This window comes from Snodgrassella sp. CS2, assembly GCF_050310315.1.
Classification (GTDB): domain Bacteria; phylum Pseudomonadota; class Gammaproteobacteria; order Burkholderiales; family Neisseriaceae; genus Snodgrassella; species Snodgrassella alvi_E.
In genome coordinates this window covers 44,444-64,707 of record NZ_JBNPBA010000007.1, presented here as the reverse complement: position 1 = coordinate 64,707, position 20,264 = coordinate 44,444, and the positions used below count along the sequence as shown (strand labels likewise).

Sequence of the window (20,264 nt, the reverse complement as noted above, 5' to 3'; positions counted from 1 at the left end):
TTATTGTCAGTTTAATCAAGTACTGCTTCAGGCTATTTTTTCTGCCTTAAACCACTGTGACGGATGAGCAATTTCATCCTGAGCGGCTACAATTTGCAATTCATACTGCCGGCGTTTTAAAGTTTCCTGCATAACCGCATAGACAGCTGAAGTTGTATGTTCAAATGCTTCAAGCAAAGATTTACCAGAAAGAAAATCTGCCAGAAAAATTCCACTTGTCATATCACCTACGCCTACAGGTTGACGTTCACCAAAATCCACCAGCGGCCGGTGAATATGCCACGCTGAATCCGGCGTAACCAACAGCATTTCAAAGCGGTCGGTTTGATACCCAGCACGACTTAAATGTTTCACTAGCACAGCACGCGGACCTTTTGTACAAAGAGCCCGAGAGGCAGCAACCGCTTCTTCCACATTTTGAATGCGTTGCCTGTTGTTCAACTCTTCAAGTTCAAACAGATTAGGCGCAATCATATCGCTCTGTGGCAGGGCTACATCACATAAGAATTCGGCCACACCTCCGGCAACAATACAGCCTTTTTCTGGATGGCCCATAACTGGGTCACAGAAATAAATGGCCTGAGGATTGGCCTGCTTCACTTTGCGGACAATATCAATAATGGCACTGCCTTGCTCGGCAGAACCCATATATCCACTCAGTACAGCATCACAGTTTTTCAGTTCATCAATGGCCGCAATACCATCAACCACATCCAGTAAATGCTGAGCCGGCATCACTGTACCCTGCCACTGCCTGTACTGTGTGTGATTAGAAAATTGGACTGTATTTAAGGGCCAAACATTAACGCCTAAACGGCGAATAGGAAAGACCGTTGCGCTGTTACCCGCATGGCCAAATACCACATGAGACTGAATTGAAAGTATATTTTTCATAAAATTGCCATTTTACAATCTGATAATTCAAGAATCATCAAATGTGCTAAAAATATGCTATGTAAGCAGACATATATAAATTTATGCCGATTATACGCAGATTATGCCGGCAGAAATAAATACTTACTTACCACAACACCTTAAATCACAATTTTTCTTTTTAACAACAATACATACCAATTGCCAACATATAAAGTTGTATTGGTTGCTTACATCACCTCATATAGAGATTTAATCAGGTTTTCTGATGAAATGTGCACCAGTATACATCAGGAGAAAAACCCCTACTTTGCTGATTAAACTGATTATTAATTAAATTGTAGTCGTAACTCCAGCATACTAAAACTCTTTTCTCCGCTGTAGGCAGTGCATTTTGCTTTTATTACCTATTTTGTTATATGTACCTAGTATTCTTATGCCTATGAAAGGTTTTTCTTTTTTTAAAACTAAACCAGATACAATGAAAACAAAAAACCAGCCTTTATAGCTGGTTTTTAAGCTTCAAAAAGAGATTATTCGTTGAAATCGAATTCACAAACATTGAAAAAGCTGCAAAATAGTTCCATCGATTACTAATGTATGACAAAAATGGTTTGCTTTATTTTTCGTTATCCACTTCATTACTATTTACTTGTTTGAAGAACAGCAGCTTTTCTGACCAAGCGGACAAACTCATTGCGATAGCCTTGAGGATCGTTACCCTTGGCATTATTTGCCCAGTTAGCAATCTGCTCGTAAGAAGTCTCTGCAAGTTCTGGGTTATGGCGCAGTTTCTGTCCGAATGCGGCCACAGCCGCTAAGAAACGAGTTTCAACCCCTGCCTGTTCAAAAGAACTTCCTAACACTTTCTTCTCTATTGGGAAAGAAACCATTTCACTTTTTTTACTGTCAGGCTCTTTCCAACGTAATTTGAGAAAAGCAATTTCTCCATTCTGAGCACCGGCAGAATCCGTTTTTTTGCGTTGATAACGCAAAGGATCAATACTTGGTTTGGCTCCGGCAAGAGTAAGCTCGTACAGCACTGTAACCTTTTTACCTGCACCTATATCACCAGCATCCACCTTATCATTATTAAAATCTTCTTGTTTCAACTGCCGTTTTTCATAACCAATTTGACGATACTCCAGTACTTGGCGAGGATTGAATTCAATCTGTGCTTTTGCATCTTTAGCCACAGTAACTAAAGTTGCGCTCATTTCTTCCTGTAATACCTTTTGGGCTTCCTGCAAACTATCAATATAGCTATAGTTTCCATTTCCTGCATCCGCAATCTGCACCATCATTGCATCATTGAAATTATCATCTCCAAAACCCAGTGTTGATAAGGTTATCCCTTTATCTTTTTCAGTGCTCACCAGTGCCTTTAATTCTTCATCATTGTTTATACCAACATTAAAATCGCCATCAGTAGCCAGTAATATGCGATTTATTCCACCTTTTACCTTGGCTTGTTCAGCCATTTTATAAGCCAGCTTCAGTCCTTCACCGCCAGCTGTACTGCCACCAGCCTCAAACTTATCAATTGCAGCCCGTATTTTGGCTTTATTGCTGCCTGATGTTGGTTCCAGCGCCACCCCTGCACTACCTGCATAAGTAACAATAGAGACTCTATCCTGCGGGCGTAATCTGCTCACTAATAACTTTAATGATTTTTTTAACAAATCTAACCTATCCGGCCCTTCCATCGAGCCAGAGGTGTCAACCAGGAATACCAGATTTGATGGCGGTAACTCTTTAAATTGGACGTTTTCAGCCTTGATATTTACCCTCAGCAATACCTTGTTTGCATTCCATGGACTGGGTGTCAGCTCATAAGTCGCAGCAAACGGGGAACCTAGGAGAGGTTTCAGTACTTCATTCGAAGCATCCGGAAAATAATTAATAAATTCCTCCACCCGTACAGCATCAGGATGCGGCATTCTTCCATTAGCTATAAACCGCCGACTGTTTGCATAGCTGGCCGTATCCATATCCAGACTGAATGTACTTACCGGCTCTGTAATCACTTGTTTTATAGGATTATCTGAATAATTTTTATACCTTGCTGTATCTGGCTGATTATGTTCGTACACAGTCTGCATAAATATGCGTGAAGTTTCAGCCCCTTTAAAGCCAATTCTGGATTCATAATTTCCTATCTTAGGCGCTGCATTGACCGCTACCGGAACATCCTGGTTCACCCTACCTTTAGCATCATTTACTGTATGGACTGAACCACAAGCGCTCAATAACCCTACAACCCACGCCACGAGTAGACAACGTCCGGTTTTACTAAGCTGTGAATTTATTATCAACATAAACACCTTTATTTATCAGAGTAGATGATATATTTAACATATAGCCTAAATAAATTCCAACTCATGTAGTAATTTTAAATAGTATTTAGCTTTGAAATTATCGAATAAAATTATGTTGTTGGAAGAGCTACGCACAACATAAAAACTGATTATTCAATCCACAGCTCTCTTTAATCATTTACCGGTATCAAGAAATCTTGAATATAATATTGAATTGCATATTCAATATTCATTCGCTTCAAGCTTGGAATATTGTTGTATTCAAATTGTTAATATTTATAAATAAAAAGAGGAAATGAAATGAGTATTTATTTTCTGGGTGGCGGTAATATGGCTACAGCCATCGTTGCAGGAATGAGCAAACAAGGCGGCTATGATATCGAAGTGATTGACCGTAATCTGGAAAAACGCCAACATTTGAGCAGCTGTTATCAGGTTAGGTGTAGTGAAAAACTACCTACCCTGAATGCTGATGACGTACTGGTGCTAGCAGTTAAACCACAGGATATGCAGCAGTCAACTGCAGGTATTGAGTTAAACGGTGCTTTAGTGCTGAGTATCGCTGCCGGATTAACCATCAACACATTGAGCCAGTTTCTTCAAAATCACCACCGCATCATCCGCATTATGCCTAATACACCCTGTCAGATTGGCCTAGGTATTTCCGGTTTGTACGCACCATCTAATATTGATACAGCAGATAAAAATTTGGCCGAAAACATTATGCGTACCACTGGAGAAGTGGTTTGGCTGGACGAAGAAAGCGCCATTAACCGTATTGCTGGCATCAGTGGCAGTGGCCCAGCATATGTATTCTATTTTCTTAATGCTTTACAACAGGCTGCCATACAACAAGGATTCAGCACAAAAGAAGCTCATCAATTAAGTCTGGGCACATTCAAAGGTGCAGTTTCACTGGCAGAACAGTCTGGTACTGAATTTGTGCAGTTACAGAAAAATGTCACCTCCAAAGGGGGAACCACTTTTGCCGCCACATCAGTATTCGACCAGCATCAGCTGTCGCAGGTTGTGGCTGATGGCGTGGCAGCCAGTGTTACCCGTGCAGAAGAAATGCAACAACAACTAGCTCCTTAAGGTAACTTGTGATCAGTAAAACTATTTTTCTGTTAGCCAGTGCCCTAGCCATCATGTGCTGGGCACGGCTTTTGCTACAGTGGGGAAATTTGCCTTTTTTACATCCGCTGGCGCAATTCAGTGTACGAACAACCAATTGGCTAATACGGCCTTTACGCAGAATCGTGCCACCTCTAGGTAGATGGGATATCGCCTGCATTGTGGCTACCATAATTATTTATTTTCTGGCTTCCGTTATTAATCTCATTACCACTTTCGGCTGGACACAGCCAGATATGCGTAGCATAGCAGCCAGTTTATTTTCCAGTGTTCTGTTTTCACTCAGAGCCATGTGTTACGCGTTGTTCATCGGTCTGGTATTACGAATGTTTTTAAGCCTCTGCAAGCCATATTCAGTGCTTTTATTGACCCTACAGCGCATTTTCACCCCTCTTACCCGCCCTTTTGCTGTACTGCGCTTAGGTAAATATGATTTTTCTGCGACAGTGATTCTAATTGTATTATGGCTATGTCTAGATTGGTGGTTACCGCTAGCAGCAAATAAAATTTCATACTGGCTGATTAGTGGATAGTGTTGTCTAATGCAAATTTACGAATAGATTATAAAAACATGCTATCATGCCCGAACTTTTTTAACAGCCTGACAACTGGATTATGTTGTTCAAAAACAGAGCTAGTTGTCAATTCCTGAGCTAATTGCTTAAATGAGCTACGCAAAAGAAAGACTGTATAATGGCTAAACTCACTGAACAAGACATCCAAGCCTGGAACGGCCCTGAAGAAGAGTACATGAATGAAGAACATCAAGCCTTCTTCCGTGATTTGCTGCTGAAACTTCAGGATGAGCTGATTCACAATGCCAATAATACTGCCGGTCATTTGCAGGAACAATCTACCACTCCAGATCCGGCAGACCGTGCGACACTGGAAGAAGAATATGCTCTGGAGCTGCGTACCCGTGACCGCGAACGCAAACTACTTAGCAAAATTCAAGCCTCTTTACGTCAACTGGATGAAGGGGATTATGGCTTCTGTCAAGATACCGGTGAACCTATCGGCCTGAAACGCTTACTGGCTCGACCGACTGCAACTCTGTCTGTCGAAGCACAGGAAAGGCGTGAGCGAATTAAAAAACAGTTTGTGGACTGATACTGAATTGATAAGCACCAAAAAACGCTTTCTGAAATAGAAAGCGTTTTTTATTTGCCGCCAGAAATATTGTTTCAACTATTCCGCTTATCAAGCTTGCAATTATAGGCAGTGTCTCAGACTTTTTTTTGCCACCAGTAATTCCCATATCACCAGACAAAATCAAACCTAAAAAAAATTAGATTTCTACAAAGCATTTACCCTGTAGCAGTAAAGCTTTTACCGGTGCAAAATCCTGACGATGCTGGGGTAATACCCCAAATTGCCGGAGAGCAGCCAAATGTGCGGCCGTACCATAGCCCTTGTGCCGGTCAAAACCATATTGAGGGTATTGCTGGTGCAACGCATACATTTCTGCATCCCGTGCCGTTTTAGCCAGAATCGAAGCTGCCGACACAGCAGCTATTTTCAAATCCCCTTTTACCACAGCTTCTGCCGGCAAGGTTAAATCAGCAGGTATGCGATTGCCATCTATCCAGACTTTGCTAGGAACAGTATGCAAATTCATCACCGCACGAGCCATCGCGCGCATAGTGGCAAACAGAATATTATACTGATGAATTTCACTGACATCGGCTGCGGCTACAGACCATGCAGTTGCCTGCTGTTTAATCTGTATCGCCAGCTGATCACGTTTTTTTTCAGATAATTTTTTGGAATCAGTGAGACCGGGTAAATCATAATTTGCCGGCAGAATCACGGCTGCGGCATAAACACTGCCCACTAAAGGGCCACGTCCAGCTTCGTCCACACCGGCATGAGCGGGTAATACACCTAAATCGAAGCTCATACCTGCCCCATAGCGTGCTGGAGCACAGCCTGTGCAGCTAGTTCGTCAGTGTTCAAACGCAACTGCTGATGCAGTGCCAAAAAATCTGTTCGCAGGGTTTCAATTTCCTGTGGCGATTCATACCATTGGATCACCGCCTGAGCCAGCTTCTGCGGAGTAGCATTTCCCTGTAAGAGCTCCGGCACCACGCCTCTGTCTAACAAAATATTAGGCAACCCAACATAAGGCACTTTAATTTTATGTTTTACATAAGCATAGGTTAATGGCGATATCTTATAACTGATTACCATTGGACACTGACACAAGGCTACTTCTAGCGTAGCCGTACCACTGGTTACCAGAGTCACGTCAGCAGCCTGACACGCCATTTCCGCATGCGCAGACATCAATCGTACTGGCAGTTTTTGCCATGCCGGCTGCGCCAGCAAAGTTTGCATCCGCTGACGCGTTGCTGCAGTAGCCAATGGTATTAAAAACTCAGCCTGCGGATAGCGCTGGCGGATGATTTCGGCTGCCTGTAAAAACAATGGCGCCATAAAATCAATTTCACTCACCCGACTACCCGGCATTAATGCAAATACCGGAGCCTGCTCAGGTAGTTTCAATTGCTGACGTCTGGCCTGACGATCAACCTGCAACGGCAATGTCTGCGCCAGTGGATGACCTACAAAACGCGCTCGCCCGCCTGCTTGTCGATATAATTCCGGCTCCATCGGAAACAAACACAGCACTTCATCAACTTGTCTGACGATTTTTTTTACTCGCTTGCGCCGCCAGGCCCACACAGACGGGCTAACATAATGCACAGTGGCAATACCGGCATGTTTTAAACTTTCTGCCACACCCAGATTAAAATCCGGTGCATCTATTCCTACAAACACCTGCGGTCGAATCGTTTTCAGTGCATGAATTAGGCCTCGGCGAATGGCCAGAATTTCTGGAAGTTTTTTTACAACTTCTACAAAACCACGTACCGCCAGCTTTTCCTGATCATATAAACTGCGAATACCTGCAGCAAGCATACGCGGCCCACCGATACCCACAAACTGCACATTTGGATAACGGGCACGTATGGCATTCATCAGATGGGCGCCAAGCAAGTCACCGGACGCCTCCCCAGCACACAAGGCTATGGTTAACGAGGGCAGTTCAGTTGCAGTTTTATTCATAGCGGGATAGCATAGTGATAAACAGCTCTCAGAGTCAGGCTTTAAAGATTACCAGTTTAACAGGCGATATCTACCTGTAAAAGGATAAGGCTATAAAAGCTAAAAGCCCAAGCAAAGGGCTTGGGCTTTTAATCTGGGGTGGCTGATGGGGCTCGAACCCACGACAACTGGAATCACAATCCAGGGCTCTACCAACTGAGCTACAGCCACCATTAAAACTTTTCAAACTTGGTGCGCCCGACAGGAATCGAACCTGTAACCCCCGGCTTAGAAGGCCGGTGCTCTATCCGGTTGAGCTACGGGCGCGTACTCTCAAATCTATCCGGATAAGGATTCAGTCGATGTGGTCGGGGTGGTGGGATTCGAACTCACGACCCTCTGCTCCCAAAGCAGATGCGCTAACCAGGCTGCGCTACACCCCGACGAGAGAGGCGAACTATACAGCTCTGAAAAACCATCGTCAAGAGGTAAACCTAATTTTTTTGCCATATTTTTGAAATATTGCCGATTTATGGTTGCACACAATCAATAAAAGCAGATGAAAGCAAGGCTAAAAAATGCGACAATGCCATTTTTCTGAGTTTCAGCTGCTGGTTGCCCGCCAACAGCCTCTTTATTCATCTTTCTGTCTGGAATTAGCTAATGACCGCTCAACTCATTGATGGCAAAAAAATTTCCGAACAAATTCTGCAAAAACTCGCGGGTCGTGTGCAGCAGCGGCTGGATAATCAGTTACGCCGTCCTTGCCTAGCGGTCGTACTGGTAGGCGAGGACCCAGCCAGTGCTGTATATGTGCGCAATAAAAAACGTGCCTGCGAAACCATCGGCTTTGAATCACGCAGTTATGAACTACCTACTCAGACCAGTGAATCAGAATTGCTGGCACTCATTGATGAAATGAATGCCGACAAGGGCGTAGATGGTATTCTGGTACAGCTACCTTTACCAAAACATATAAATGGTCAGCTTGTACTGGAGCGGATTGTGCCGCATAAAGATGTCGACGGATTTCATCCGTATAATGTAGGCCGTCTGGCAGTAAAGATGCCGCTAATGCGTCCGTGCACACCGAAAGGTGTAATGACCTTACTGGAAGCTTATCAAATTGATGTAGCCGGTAAAAAAGCTGTAGTAGTAGGTGCATCAAATATCGTTGGCAGACCGCAGGCTTTAGAGCTTCTGTTGGCTCGAGCCACGGTTACAGTTTGTCACAGCGCGACGCAGAATCTGGCACAGGAAGTCGCGGCAGCCGATATTGTTGTAGTGGGTGTAGGCCAGCCGAATTTTGTCAAAGGTGAATGGATTAAACCTGGCGCAATCGTCATAGATGTAGGAATAAATCGGTTGGAAAACGGCCAGTTATGCGGTGATGTAGCATTCGCCAACGCTAGAGAGCGTGCAGCAATGATAACTCCAGTGCCAGGTGGCGTCGGCCCCATGACAATCGCCTCTTTGATGGAAAATACGCTGCAAGCTGCTGAACTATACGATACTCAACTAAACTGAATTTCCTTCAGGTCTGATTCGGAAATCAAATGAGCAGCAAACCTGTACAGACAGCAATCAATTTTGCAAAACTGATCTGAAAACTCAGGTTAGCATTAACATTTTACCAATCAGTCCATTAGCCAACATATCTTCGTATAAACAACAGAATAAAACCAAATGGCGTAAAAAACGCCATCATAACCGGAAAACTCTGCCAAATAGCATGCGAATCTAGACAATGCTGGCACGATTAATGAAATGGCTGTTATGGTTTATTCAACAACATAAAGTGATATTGATTCAATGTATCAGTTTTTCATCGACACTTGGGCTGCACTGCGTATGCAGTTTTACCCTAAAACGCATTATCGTTATTCGCCGTTTATCTTTATTGCCGTACTCTTGGCATTAGGCCTAATGAGTATTGCGAACATGTCACCCTTTCTCGGACATCAACCGGGTATCAGTGCTTTTATTATGGTATTAACTGTATTGCGCTGGGCGGTCCTGAGTTTTTCCATGCAATCCATTCTTAGCTACTACAACCGGCAGCCCGGACAATGGTATGGTTACATACTGGTCACGGAAGCGCTAACTCTGCCCATGGTAGCTATACTGTACTTTCCACACGCATTAGCCATGCCCGGAATGGCGTGGATGGTCTGGACCATAGTGGTTCAAGTAGGTGGTTTTGTCCGCATTAGCCAGCAGAATGTATTTAAAGTAGCCTTGGCTTATATTGTCTATTGTTTCATCACTTGTCTAGCCGGCAGTGTAATTCTATTAATTTTCAGCGGCATGGGTTGGTTAGATTTAAATACTATGGCACAGTCTTTCCAGCAAATGGTCACACTGCCTGCTGCCGAAAACGGCTTACGCTGAACAGATGAGGAATTAAGCTGGTTCCGCTATAATAATACATGGTGTTTTTAATGCGAATCAGATAATTGAATTAACCAATTTTGCATTCCAAACTTGAAATTTACCTAATCAGTTTTGTTGATTTGAAAAGGAATAAGCATGACGTTAAAAGTTGCCATTAATGGTTATGGCCGCATCGGCCGCCAGATATTGCGTGCCATCTATGACTATAACCTGCGCAACCAGTTTGAAATTGTCGCGATAAATGCCAGTGGCACATTGGAAACCAGTGCCCATCTGACAAAATTCGATACCGTTCATGGCCGTTTCACCGCAGATGTTTCATTTGATGATGATGCTTTAATTATCAACGGCGACCGCATCCGCTTTTTCGCTACTCGCAATCCGGCAGAACTGCCCTGGGGTGAATTAGGTATTGATCTGGTACTGGAATGTACTGGTGCATTTACCAGCAAAGAAAAAGCTAGCGTCCATATACAGAGCGGTGCTAAGAAAGTTTTGATATCCGCTCCCGGTGGTTCTGATGTAGATGCCACTGTAGTATACGGCGTGAATCATCAGGTACTCACACCAGAAATGACTGTAGTATCCAATGGTTCTTGCACAACTAACTGTCTGGCTCCGGTAGCCAAAGCTATTAATGACGGACTGGGCATGGTGAAAGGTTTGATGACAACCATTCATGCATTTACCAACGATCAGGTTCTGACCGATGTACGGCATAAAGATTTACGTCGTGCCCGTAGTGCAGTGGAAAACCTGATTCCAACCAAAACCGGTGCTGCCAAAGCTTTAGGACTGGTACTGCCGGAATTACAGGGCAAATTCGACGGCTTCTCTGTGCGTGTACCAACTATTAATGTTTCACTGGTAGATTTAACTTTTGAGGCAGCTCGCGACACCAGCATTGAAGAAGTGAATGCCATCGTTAAAGCGGCCAGTGAAGGCAGTATGCAGCATATTCTGGGCTATAATAGCCTACCATTGGTTTCAAGCGATTTCAATCACTTACCTCAGGCATCCGTATTTGACAGTACCCTCACCAAAGTTACCAACGGCAATATGGTAAAAGTACTGGCATGGTACGATAATGAATGGGGCTTTAGCTGCCAGATGCTGAATACCGCCCGCGCTATGTTCAACATGGAAGTAACACCGTTTGCCTGAGCTACGCTCAGCATAATGGCAGGCTGTCTGAAACCATGTAGTTTTCAGGCAGCCTGAATACATTTATGTATGTCCTAACGCATAAACAAAATCACAAAACTTAGCGTATCACTATCCACGTAATATTAAGATCTGGTCGCTAAACCTGACACTTTTATTAATTTAAATTCCAAGCAAACAAATCGCTGATTCTCCATTTTGCTTCCTTGAGGCACAGATTATGCTTAACTATCATTTGCAACCCCACTCACTGACCCAGCATTTGTGGCATGTTCGTCTCAGTTTCACTCAGCTCGATAATCAGAATTTCACCTTAAGCCTACCCAACTGGCTGCCCGGTAGCTATATGATTCGTGACTTTGCCCGCCATATCGTTACTTTAACGGCCAGTTGCAACAACTCCCCCGCAACAGCAGAGCAGATAAACAAAAATACATGGTCTTGTAAAGGACTGGCAGGTAAATGGGAAATCAGCTATCTGGTTTATGCTTTTGACAGTTCTGTACGTGGATCATTTTTAAATACCGAGCGTGGCTTCTTCGATGGTGCATGCCTGTTTTTACGCCACAATCAACGCCAGCAGGAGGCCTGCCAGTTAATTATCAGCGGTCTGCCGGAAAACTGGGATATTGCTACCACTATGCCCGCAGCTTCACTGCCACGGGTATATCAGACTGGCAACTATCGTGCCTTGATAGATTATCCGGTGGAAATGGGCTATCTGCTGCGTCTGCCCTTCACTGTAGCAGGCATCGAACATGAGATTGTCATTAGCGGACATTTTTCTCAGTTTGACCAGCAACGTCTCGTCCAAGATGTTGCTAGAATATGCGCCTGTGAAATAGCTATGTTTGACGCACCGCCACCTTTTGAACGGTACAGCTTTCTATTGCACGTCGGCAATGGCATTTACGGCGGGTTGGAACATAGATCATCATCTGCACTGATGGCCGACCGGCATGATCTGCCGCAGACAAATGGCAAAAACAGCGAAGCTTACATTACTTTATTAGGATTATTCAGCCACGAATATTTCCATGCATGGAATGTAAAATCCATCATTCCAGCTGCATTTGCCAATAATGAATTGAACACCGAAGCCTATACCCATCTCTTATGGGCTTTCGAGGGCATCACTTCCTACTACGATGATTTATTTCTGGTGCGCAGCGGCGTCATTACACCAGCTCAATATCTGCATTTATTAGCCAAAACTATTACACGAGTGCAGCAGGGAGCGGGACGACTTAAGCAAACTCTGGCTGAATCCAGCCTTACCGCGTGGACCAAATACTACAAACAGAATGAGAACAGCGCCAATGCCATTGTCAGCTATTACCAGAAAGGGGCGTTGGCTGCCATGTGCTTGGATCACCATATTCGCCAGCACACCAACCAGCAGAAAAATCTAGACGACGTGATGCGCGCACTGTATCAAGACTGGCGGCAGCGAGGATTAGGTCTGGCTGAAAATGAGTGGCTCAAAATCGCGCGCGAGACCACTGGTATTGATTTAACACAAGTTTATCAGCAGTACATCATGACCACAGTTGATTTACCTATGGCTGAAAAATTACATCAGGCTGGTGTATCACTGCATTGGGCTGCTCTGCCACTCCAGCATGGGGGCGCTTACACAGAGGAGCCAACAGCCTGCGAACAGACTTGTGCCGATTTAGGTGCACGGTTTAAGCCTGCAACACTCGGAATCACCCTGCAACAAGTATTCAATCAGGGTAGTGCAGAAAATGCTGGCCTGAGTGCCGGTGATCAGCTCATCGCACTCAATGATGAAATCATTACGGACTTTAGCACGCAATGGGCACGTATCCATATTGGCGAAACGGTACGGATTCACTTTATCCGAGATGGCCTGCTGCGACAATCCAGCTTATTGACCCAACCGGCAATAAACGATACAGCCCTACTCAGTATTGAGAATACTCAGCTGTTACAACAATGGTTGCAGCCACAACCCCGAAAATAACCGCCAGACTGAAACAATAATTCTATTTTTATAAATATCCTAGATTTCATGCCAGCTGATTTACATCTGACTCTTGTCCTGCCCGGTTTACTGTGGCCGCATCAGGATATTATCGTGCCGGTAGTACCATTACCGGCATTGGATAAGTTACGCCATTGGGGTCAATTTTCCGCACAAACCTGTAGTAGAAGCCAGCTTTTCCGGCAGTACCTGTGGCAAGGTTCGTGGGTACAACAGGTATGTGGGCAGTATAACCTTGATTCGAGTGGTAACAGCCTGATTGCCACACCCATCAGTCAGATAGCCGGAATGCATCAACTGCAATACATTGATGGAAAATCTCTTTCTTTATCCATAGAAGAAGCAAGCGCTTTCTGTAGTGTATTGAATAAATGGTTACAGGCAGAAAATTGGCAGTTTCATCCAGTAAAAGCCAATTTGTGGCTGTTGACCTCCTCACAAAGAATGGCATTTAGCGTGCCATCGATACTGGATCTCGGTGGCAGCATTAACTCAGAAATAAAACCAACTGGTACCGATGCACTCTTAATTTTACAACGACAGACCGAACTGCAAATGCTGCTGTATCAGCACCCGATCAATCAGCAACGCAGTGCCCGCGGCCTGCCTACCATCAACAGCTTATGGTTTGAGCCAGACAGCGCAGGCACAGCAGACAGTAAAATTCCGTTGTATACCAATAGCTCTTGGGCAGTTAATACACATGAGCTACCCGCTAATTATGCTGCATTAGCAGATACCGTGTTTGGCAAAGATAAAGATAAAATTGTGTTGTTTAATGATGCATTATGCACAGCCGTCAATCAGGGCGATGTATACCTTTATACCCAGATACTGCAACAATGGGAACAGGACTGGTGGCAACCCTTGTTAAACGCACTGCAAAACAAGCAACTCCGGCAGCTAAATATTCATTGCGAAAACGGCCTGCTTCAAATCCGTAAACCCTGGCTAAACTTTTTCCGGCACAAAGCCAAACCATTTAACGGACTAAGTCTATGAAGCCCGCCTGCATTGTTACCCGACCGGTAGATACCCATGCCGAGCAAACCCTACTAGCACAGGGCGTTGAACCATTACTGGCAAGATTGTATGCCACACGCGCCATTAAAAATAAACTTGAAACGGAATCCAGCCTGTCTGCCCTGCTGCCATTTCATAATCTAAAGAATATCCATGCTGCCAGTGAACGCTTGGCACAAGCAATCACACGACAAGAAAAAATTCTGATTGTGGCTGATTATGATGCCGATGGCGCTACTGCCTGTGCTCTGGCTATGCGAGGCTTACAGGCCATGGGCGCCATAACTGACTTTTTCGTACCAAATCGTTTTGAGCATGGATACGGACTGACAGCAGAAATTGCTGAGCTTGCTGCTCAGGCCGGCGCCGATTTGCTGCTAACAGTGGACAATGGTATAGCCAGTGTAGATGGTGTACAGCGTGCACACCAACTGGGTATGGATGTATTGATTACCGACCATCATTTACCCGCCGAGCAATTGCCTGAATGCATTATTGTTAATCCTAACCAGCCCGGTGATGAATTTCCCAGCAAAGCACTGGCCGGTGTCGGCGTGATGTTTTACGTACTGATGGCCTTGCGTCACCATTTGCGTCAGCACAACCAGTTCAGCCAAGTTCCCGAACCAAATCTGGCACAATGGCTTGATCTAGTTGCATTAGGTACCGTTGCCGATGTCGTCCCCCTTGATCAGAATAACCGTATTCTGGTCGCACAGGGGCTCAAGCGCATGCGTGCCGATAAAATGCAACCCGGTATACGCGCCCTATTTCAGGTAGCCAAACGTAAAATACATCAGGCTCAGGCATTCGATCTGGGCTTTGCCATTGGTCCGCGGCTAAATGCTGCCGGCCGGCTGGATGATATGAGTTTGGGCATAGCCTGCCTTTTATCAGATGATATACACAATGCAGCAAACTTAGCGGAACAACTGAACGATTTAAACCAGGAGCGCCGGCAGATACAACGCAGCATGCAAGATGAGGCCAATTTGCAGCTAGCAGACATTAATACCGAAAGTAGTTTCAGTATTGTCGCCTATCACAACAGCTGGCATCAGGGCGTCACCGGCATTGTTGCTGGACGTTTGCGCGAAACCTTTCATCGACCGAGCATTGTGTTTGCACAAGCTGAAAACGGCACACTGCGCGGATCTGGTCGCTCCATCTCTGGTCTACATTTGCGTGATGCTTTAGATATGGTCAGCAAAAGACAACCGGAAATCATCCAGAAATTCGGCGGCCATGCCATGGCTGCTGGATTAAGCATTGCCGAAACACAATTACCCGCTTTCCGGCGTGAATTTGAAACAGTATGCCGGCAACTTATCCAGCCAGCCGATCTGAATCAAACATACCAGATCGATGGTTCATTAGAACCCCAACATCTGAATTTAGCCACAGCCCAGCAACTGGCAGCGTTGGTGTGGGGGCAAAGCTTTCCCCCACCCTCTTTCTGCGACGAATTCAACGTTGTCAGCCAGCAAATCGTTGGCACTGGTCACGTAAAGGCCGTGTTACGCAAGAGCAACTGCGAATGTGAAGCCATGTTTTTTCGGTGCAACGTCACTTTGCCTGAACGTATTCGCGTGGTTTATCGGCTTATTGCCAATGAATGGCGCCAGCAACTTGAATTACAGCTATATGCAGATTACTGGGAAAATTGTACCTGAAGAGATATTGAGGCTGTTTAAATACATAAATTCACTTATAATTAGCACAATCAAACATTAACATGGCTTTTTTTGCGCTCCTGTATCTGTAATTGGCCATTACGCCACAAACAGATAGGCTAAAAGGAGGAGCAGCCAGATAAATGCACCACTAACTAAGTGTAAACTTAAAAAGAGATAAAGACAGGAATTAACTGGTATGAGTGTAGGATTGATTCGAGTTTTATATAAGCACCAGATTATCGATGCAGAAAAAGCTGAAAAACTGCGTCAGGAGCTTGAGCAGAAACGTCCAGTTATACCGATGCTGTTGCAGTCTGGTGTCATCGATGCTGATAAACTGGCCAGCTTCCTGTCCAAGGTATTCAGTATTCCTTACCTCAATCTGGAACTATATAACCAAAGCCTTGTACCGCAGGACTTAATCAATCTGAAAATCATGCAGCAATATATCTGCGTGCCCATTTTCAAACGTGGAAATCGTCTGTTTCTGGCTGTATCTGACCCCACTTCCATTCAGCATTATCAGAAAATTGCCACAGATGCCGGCTGCATACTGAATCTGGTTATTGTACGCGATGATCAGCTGCGTCAGATACTCGAAAATCTAGGACAGGAATCCACCAGCCTACTAGAAGGAATGGACACAGTTGGTGATGCTGAAGCAACAGGCAATAATGCCATGTCTGCCGATGATGAGGACGGTGAAAACGGGCCTGTGGCCAGATTTGTCTTCAAAGTATTGAATGATGCACTCAACAGCGGCGCCTCAGATATTCACTTTGAATTTTACGAAGAAATGGCACGAGTACGTTTTCGTATTGACGGGCAGCTACGAGAAGTAGTGCGTATGCCACTGAATATTAGAAACCAGATTGCCTCCCGTATTAAAGTGATGGCTAAACTGGACATTTCAGAAAAACGTATACCTCAGGATGGACGAATTCAGATTCAATTCCGCAAAGGCGCCAAACCGATTGACTTTCGTGTCAGTACCCTTCCGACCCTGTTTGGTGAAAAAATTGTGATGCGTATTCTGAATTCGGATGCCGCTACCCTGAATATCGAACAGCTCGGCTTCGAACCATTCCAGAAAGAATTACTGCTGGAAGCCATTCACCGGCCTTATGGTATGGTACTGGTTACCGGTCCAACCGGTTCCGGTAAAACTGTATCCCTTTACACCTGCCTGAATATTCTGAATACCGACAGTGTGAACATTTCTACTGCAGAAGATCCTGCGGAAATTAATTTACCCGGTATCAATCAGGTCAATGTAAATGATAAACAGGGACTGACATTTGCCGCAGCTCTAAAATCTTTCCTACGTCAGGATCCAGACATCATCATGGTGGGGGAAATCCGGGATTTAGAAACGGCCGATATTGCCATCAAAGCAGCACAAACCGGTCATATGGTATTTTCTACCCTGCACACCAATAATGCGCCTGCCACCTTATCACGTATGCTGAATATGGGGGTTGCTCCATTCAACATCGCAAGTTCAGTGAATCTGATTATGGCACAGCGTTTGGTACGACGTTTATGTACCTGCAAAGCGCCAGCCGAACGGCCACCAGAATTCGCACTGAAAAAAGCCGGTTTCTCTGATGAAGATCTAGCTAAAGAATGGACATTTTATCGGCCGGTAGGTTGTGAGCGCTGTAAAGGCAAAGGTTACAAGGGGCGCGCTGGTGTTTATGAAGTAATGCCTATCAGTGATGAAATGCAGCGAATCATCATGAACAATGGTAATGAAGTCGATATCAGTCAGCAGGCGCATAAAGAAGGACTGGTCGATTTGCGTCATGCTGGTCTGCTTAAAGTTATGGAAGGCATCACTTCGCTTGACGAAATTCTAGCCACCACCAACGATTAAATCCATCGCCCATTTATCTAATTAATACAATACTGTGAGAAAAACCATGAACAAACCAGTAGCAGTATCCAAAGCTAAATCTACCGGCATCAGCTACAGCTTTGAAGGAAAAAACATCAAAACTGAGCAGATTGTACGCGGCGAAGTAGTGGCAAAAGATGAGGCAGAAGCCCGTGCCAAACTTAACCGACGACAGATTCGTGTAATTCAGATTAGCAAAGTCAAAAAACAGCGTCAGAAAAAAATCAGTCCGGCGGATATAACAGTCTTTACTCGACAATTATCAACCATGATGAAATCCGGTTTACCGATGATGCAGGCTTTTGATATCGCAGCCAAAGGTCACTCAAACCCTGCTATGACACAAATGTTGATGCAAATCCGTTCTGATGTTGAGCAGGGTACATCATTAGCTGATTCTTTTGCCAAACATCCAAAGTATTTTGATCGATTTTATTGCAATCTGGTACGTGCAGGCGAAACAGGCGGTGTATTGGAAGCCATATTAGATAAACTGGCCGTATACAAAGAAAAAACTCAAGGAATTAAGAAAAAAGTTAAAAGTGCTTTGACCTATCCGGTCGTAGTGGTAGTTGTCGCAATTGCACTGGTAATCGTCATGATGATGTTTGTTTTACCATCATTCGGTAAGGTTTACGAAGGTATGGGCGTTCCTCTGCCAGGGCTTACACAATTCATGATGAATATTTCTAATTTCTTTGTCCACTTTGGTGTATTTATTATCATTGCACTCATTGCAGGTGTAATTGGACTAATAAAATGGTATCAGAACTCAGATGATTTGAAAAAACGTTTTGATTACATGTTATTGAAAATGCCCATTTTTGGCCAAATCGTACGTAAAGCCACAATTGCCCGCTGGGCGCGCACAACAGCAACCTTGTTTGCTGCCGGCGTCCCCTTAGTAGAAGTACTTGACTCAGTAGCCGGAGCAGCGGGCAATATCAGATATGAAGAAGCGACACAGGAAATTCGGGCCAAGGTTAATCAGGGTATCTCCCTCACCTCTGCCATGCAGGCTACTGAATTATTTCCCAACATGGTAATGCAAATGGCCTCTATTGGCGAAGAGTCTGGATCACTTGATGATATGTTAAATAAATCAGCCGAATTTTATGAAGAAGATGTAGATACTGCTGTTTCACAGCTATCCTCTTTGATGGAACCCATTATCATGGTAGTACTGGGTTTGATCGTCGGTGTTATTCTGGTTGCTATGTATTTACCACTCTTCAACATCGGTAATGCAGTAGGTTAAAATCAGATGTTATCAGATACACTGTTTTTCTCCATCATCGCATTAATAACAGGTTTAGCTGTAGGCAGCTTTCTGAACGTAGTCATCTATCGTCTGCCGATCATGATGGAACGCAGCTGGCAGGCTGAAGCACGAATGGCATTGCAATTACCGGCAGAAAATTTTGCCCGTTTCAATCTTTGCGTACCCCCGTCAGCCTGCCCTCATTGCCAGCATAAAATTCGCTGGTGGCAAAATATACCATTGATAAGCTATCTTTTCTTACATGGTCGTTGTGCTGCTTGTGCAAAACCGATTAGCCCTCGCTATTTCTGTGTCGAACTGCTTACCGGACTAGCGTTTGCCGCAGTAGTATGGCGCTATGATGTAACACCAGTTGCCGCCGGTGGTCTGGTTTTGACAGCTGCATTGATAACATTAACATTTATCGATGCTGATACTCAGCTCTTGCCAGATCAGATTACTTTGCCATTACTGTGGCTGGGATTACTGTTTAATTGGTATAGTGAATTTGTATCCTTATCTGCAGCTATATGGGGAGCAGTAGCAGGCTATATGAGCTTATGGTCACTGTTTTGGCTATTCAAGCTCATAACCGGAAAAGATGGCATGGGTTATGGTGATTTTAAACTGCTGGCTGCTCTAGGCGCATGGATGGGTGCTGCTGCATTGCCATTAATTGTATTTATAGCTGCTATTGTTGGCATCATTGCCTCTTTGATACTCAAAGTTGCCCGCAGTCAGCCAATGGCTTTTGGCCCGGCTCTAGCCATCTCCGGCTGGATTGTTTGGATGGCCAACAGCCAAATTAGCCAGCTCATTCACTGGTGGTTGCAACTTTCTGGATTCAATGCATGACAATCTGGGTTGGACTAAGCGGTGGAATTGGTAGCGGCAAAACCACTGTAGCCAGTTGTTTTGCTAGCTTAGGTATACCAGTAATCAATGCCGATGAAATAGCCCATCAGCTTACTGCACCACATGGTTTAGCATTACCTGAAATCAAAAAACAATGTGGCAGCCAGCTATTTCTGGCAGACGGCAGTCTGGATCGGAACCAACTGCGTAAATGGGTATTTGCTGATTCAACCCATCGCCAACGACTGGAAAACATTCTTCATCCGCTCATCTGGCAAGGGTTGCAACAGGCCAAACAGCAAATTTCTCCAGACAAACAATATGGCATTATTGAAATACCACTACTGGCGGAAAAACCCGAATTTCAAAAACTGGTGCAGCGTATACTTATCATCGAAGCTCCTGTTAATCTTTGTATACAAAGAGTTCAGCTTCGTAGTGGTCTAGACGAATCCACAATACGTGCTATTATGGCGCAACAGGCTGACAGCAAGAGCAGAAAAGTTATTGCTGATGACACAATTACTAATGATGGCAACTGGCCACAACTTGAGCAGGAAGTCCTAAAGCTCCATCACTTCTATCAGGCTTTACCACCATCCACGTTATGACA

18 protein-coding genes and 3 tRNA genes are annotated in these 20,264 nt (G+C 44.6%); 13 read left to right on the top strand and 8 right to left on the bottom strand.

Going from position 1 to position 20,264, the window contains the following annotated elements; genetic code table 11:
- Window positions 1-27: 27 nt before the first annotated feature.
- Together pdxY and ACQP6D_RS09435 are read right to left on the bottom strand one after the other, a co-directional pair.
- Entirely contained in the window at window positions 28-894 is an 867-nt protein-coding gene (gene pdxY / locus ACQP6D_RS09440; RefSeq protein ID WP_427858047.1) for a pyridoxal kinase PdxY, read from the bottom strand.
- A gap of 623 nt (window positions 895-1,517) precedes the next feature.
- Window positions 1,518-3,188, bottom strand: coding sequence for a vWA domain-containing protein (locus ACQP6D_RS09435; protein WP_427858046.1), 1,671 nt, complete (start codon window positions 3,186-3,188; stop codon window positions 1,518-1,520).
- Window positions 3,189-3,491: 303 nt separating this feature from the next.
- Between ACQP6D_RS09435 and proC the strand changes: the two genes are divergently transcribed.
- The 3 genes from proC to dksA all read left to right on the top strand — a co-directional run bounded on the left by proC (window position 3,492) and on the right by dksA (window position 5,435).
- The gene (proC, locus tag ACQP6D_RS09430; protein ID WP_427858045.1) at window positions 3,492-4,286 is read left to right on the top strand and encodes a pyrroline-5-carboxylate reductase; all 795 of its coding nucleotides are present in this window, start codon (window positions 3,492-3,494) and stop codon (window positions 4,284-4,286) included.
- Between the two features lie 8 nt (window positions 4,287-4,294).
- Complete coding sequence (locus tag ACQP6D_RS09425) at window positions 4,295-4,858, top strand: YggT family protein (protein ID WP_427858044.1); 564 nt, start codon at window positions 4,295-4,297, stop codon at window positions 4,856-4,858.
- 160 nt (window positions 4,859-5,018) lie between these two features.
- The gene (dksA, locus tag ACQP6D_RS09420; protein ID WP_100140828.1) at window positions 5,019-5,435 is read left to right on the top strand and encodes an RNA polymerase-binding protein DksA; all 417 of its coding nucleotides are present in this window, start codon (window positions 5,019-5,021) and stop codon (window positions 5,433-5,435) included.
- Here the strand turns inward: dksA and ACQP6D_RS09415 are convergent.
- The 6 genes from ACQP6D_RS09415 to ACQP6D_RS09390 form a co-directional block, all read right to left on the bottom strand.
- Entirely contained in the window at window positions 5,413-5,595 is a 183-nt protein-coding gene (locus ACQP6D_RS09415) for a hypothetical protein (protein ID WP_367645234.1), read from the bottom strand. The genes dksA and ACQP6D_RS09415 overlap by 23 nt on opposite strands.
- An 18-nt stretch (window positions 5,596-5,613) precedes the next feature.
- On the bottom strand, window positions 5,614-6,225 hold the full coding sequence (gene rnhB / locus ACQP6D_RS09410; protein WP_427858043.1) for a ribonuclease HII: 612 nt from the start codon (window positions 6,223-6,225) through the stop codon (window positions 5,614-5,616).
- Complete coding sequence (gene lpxB, locus ACQP6D_RS09405; protein ID WP_427858042.1) at window positions 6,222-7,394, bottom strand: lipid-A-disaccharide synthase; 1,173 nt, start codon at window positions 7,392-7,394, stop codon at window positions 6,222-6,224. Before lpxB ends, rnhB begins: the two co-directional genes overlap by 4 nt.
- Window positions 7,395-7,528: 134 nt before the next feature.
- Window positions 7,529-7,604: transfer RNA gene (locus ACQP6D_RS09400), tRNA-His, on the bottom strand.
- Between the two features lie 19 nt (window positions 7,605-7,623).
- A tRNA-Arg gene (locus tag ACQP6D_RS09395) sits at window positions 7,624-7,700 on the bottom strand.
- A gap of 38 nt (window positions 7,701-7,738) precedes the next feature.
- A tRNA-Pro gene (locus ACQP6D_RS09390) sits at window positions 7,739-7,816 on the bottom strand.
- Window positions 7,817-8,036: 220 nt separating this feature from the next.
- On the opposite strand from ACQP6D_RS09390, the gene folD reads away from it, so the two are divergent.
- From folD to coaE, 10 genes are all read left to right on the top strand, one after another.
- Window positions 8,037-8,900 carry a bifunctional methylenetetrahydrofolate dehydrogenase/methenyltetrahydrofolate cyclohydrolase FolD gene (gene folD / locus ACQP6D_RS09385; protein WP_427858041.1) on the top strand — a complete coding sequence of 288 codons (864 nt, stop codon included), beginning with the start codon at window positions 8,037-8,039 and terminating at the stop codon, window positions 8,898-8,900.
- Window positions 8,901-9,185: 285 nt separating this feature from the next.
- Window positions 9,186-9,764, top strand: coding sequence for a hypothetical protein (locus ACQP6D_RS09380; protein ID WP_427858040.1), 579 nt, complete (start codon window positions 9,186-9,188; stop codon window positions 9,762-9,764).
- Between the two features lie 138 nt (window positions 9,765-9,902).
- Entirely contained in the window at window positions 9,903-10,931 is a 1,029-nt protein-coding gene (gene gap / locus ACQP6D_RS09375) for a type I glyceraldehyde-3-phosphate dehydrogenase (protein ID WP_100151384.1), read from the top strand.
- A gap of 220 nt (window positions 10,932-11,151) precedes the next feature.
- Window positions 11,152-12,918, top strand: a complete 1,767-nt coding sequence (locus ACQP6D_RS09370; protein ID WP_427858039.1) for a M61 family metallopeptidase — start codon at window positions 11,152-11,154, stop codon at window positions 12,916-12,918.
- Window positions 12,919-12,966: 48 nt separating this feature from the next.
- Window positions 12,967-13,941 carry a hypothetical protein gene (locus tag ACQP6D_RS09365; protein WP_427858038.1) on the top strand — a complete coding sequence of 325 codons (975 nt, stop codon included), beginning with the start codon at window positions 12,967-12,969 and terminating at the stop codon, window positions 13,939-13,941.
- The gene (recJ, locus tag ACQP6D_RS09360) at window positions 13,938-15,635 is read left to right on the top strand and encodes a single-stranded-DNA-specific exonuclease RecJ (RefSeq protein ID WP_427858037.1); all 1,698 of its coding nucleotides are present in this window, start codon (window positions 13,938-13,940) and stop codon (window positions 15,633-15,635) included. The genes ACQP6D_RS09365 and recJ overlap by 4 nt, the downstream gene beginning before the upstream one ends.
- 199 nt (window positions 15,636-15,834) lie before the next feature.
- The gene (gene pilB / locus ACQP6D_RS09355) at window positions 15,835-17,514 is read left to right on the top strand and encodes a type IV-A pilus assembly ATPase PilB (RefSeq protein WP_100151388.1); all 1,680 of its coding nucleotides are present in this window, start codon (window positions 15,835-15,837) and stop codon (window positions 17,512-17,514) included.
- A 46-nt stretch (window positions 17,515-17,560) separates the two neighbouring features.
- Window positions 17,561-18,793: a type II secretion system F family protein gene (locus ACQP6D_RS09350; protein ID WP_100151389.1), complete on the top strand. Its 1,233-nt coding sequence runs from the start codon at window positions 17,561-17,563 to the stop codon at window positions 18,791-18,793.
- Window positions 18,794-18,799: 6 nt separating this feature from the next.
- A complete protein-coding gene (locus ACQP6D_RS09345; protein ID WP_427858036.1) occupies window positions 18,800-19,651 on the top strand; it encodes a prepilin peptidase in 852 nt (283 codons plus the stop codon).
- The gene (gene coaE / locus ACQP6D_RS09340; RefSeq protein WP_427858035.1) at window positions 19,648-20,262 is read left to right on the top strand and encodes a dephospho-CoA kinase; all 615 of its coding nucleotides are present in this window, start codon (window positions 19,648-19,650) and stop codon (window positions 20,260-20,262) included. Before ACQP6D_RS09345 ends, coaE begins: the two co-directional genes overlap by 4 nt.
- The last annotated feature ends 2 nt before the right edge of the window (window positions 20,263-20,264 follow it).

Excerpts from the sequence above, each read along its gene's own strand:
- rnhB (WP_427858043.1), bottom strand. The coding sequence starts at position 6,225 with ATGAGCTTCGATTTAGGTGTATTACCCGCTCATGCCGGTGTGGACGAA.
- recJ (WP_427858037.1), top strand. The coding sequence starts at position 13,938 with ATGAAGCCCGCCTGCATTGTTACCCGACCGGTAGATACCCATGCCGAG.
- ACQP6D_RS09345 (WP_427858036.1), top strand. The coding sequence starts at position 18,800 with ATGTTATCAGATACACTGTTTTTCTCCATCATCGCATTAATAACAGGT.
- gap (WP_100151384.1), top strand. The coding sequence starts at position 9,903 with ATGACGTTAAAAGTTGCCATTAATGGTTATGGCCGCATCGGCCGCCAG.
- lpxB (WP_427858042.1), bottom strand. The coding sequence starts at position 7,394 with ATGAATAAAACTGCAACTGAACTGCCCTCGTTAACCATAGCCTTGTGT.
- proC (WP_427858045.1), top strand. The coding sequence starts at position 3,492 with ATGAGTATTTATTTTCTGGGTGGCGGTAATATGGCTACAGCCATCGTT.
- coaE (WP_427858035.1), top strand. The coding sequence starts at position 19,648 with ATGACAATCTGGGTTGGACTAAGCGGTGGAATTGGTAGCGGCAAAACC.
- pilB (WP_100151388.1), top strand. The coding sequence starts at position 15,835 with ATGAGTGTAGGATTGATTCGAGTTTTATATAAGCACCAGATTATCGAT.
- dksA (WP_100140828.1), top strand. The coding sequence starts at position 5,019 with ATGGCTAAACTCACTGAACAAGACATCCAAGCCTGGAACGGCCCTGAA.
- ACQP6D_RS09365 (WP_427858038.1), top strand. The coding sequence starts at position 12,967 with ATGCCAGCTGATTTACATCTGACTCTTGTCCTGCCCGGTTTACTGTGG.
- ACQP6D_RS09370 (WP_427858039.1), top strand. The coding sequence starts at position 11,152 with ATGCTTAACTATCATTTGCAACCCCACTCACTGACCCAGCATTTGTGG.
- ACQP6D_RS09350 (WP_100151389.1), top strand. The coding sequence starts at position 17,561 with ATGAACAAACCAGTAGCAGTATCCAAAGCTAAATCTACCGGCATCAGC.
- ACQP6D_RS09380 (WP_427858040.1), top strand. The coding sequence starts at position 9,186 with ATGTATCAGTTTTTCATCGACACTTGGGCTGCACTGCGTATGCAGTTT.
- pdxY (WP_427858047.1), bottom strand. The coding sequence starts at position 894 with ATGAAAAATATACTTTCAATTCAGTCTCATGTGGTATTTGGCCATGCG.
- folD (WP_427858041.1), top strand. The coding sequence starts at position 8,037 with ATGACCGCTCAACTCATTGATGGCAAAAAAATTTCCGAACAAATTCTG.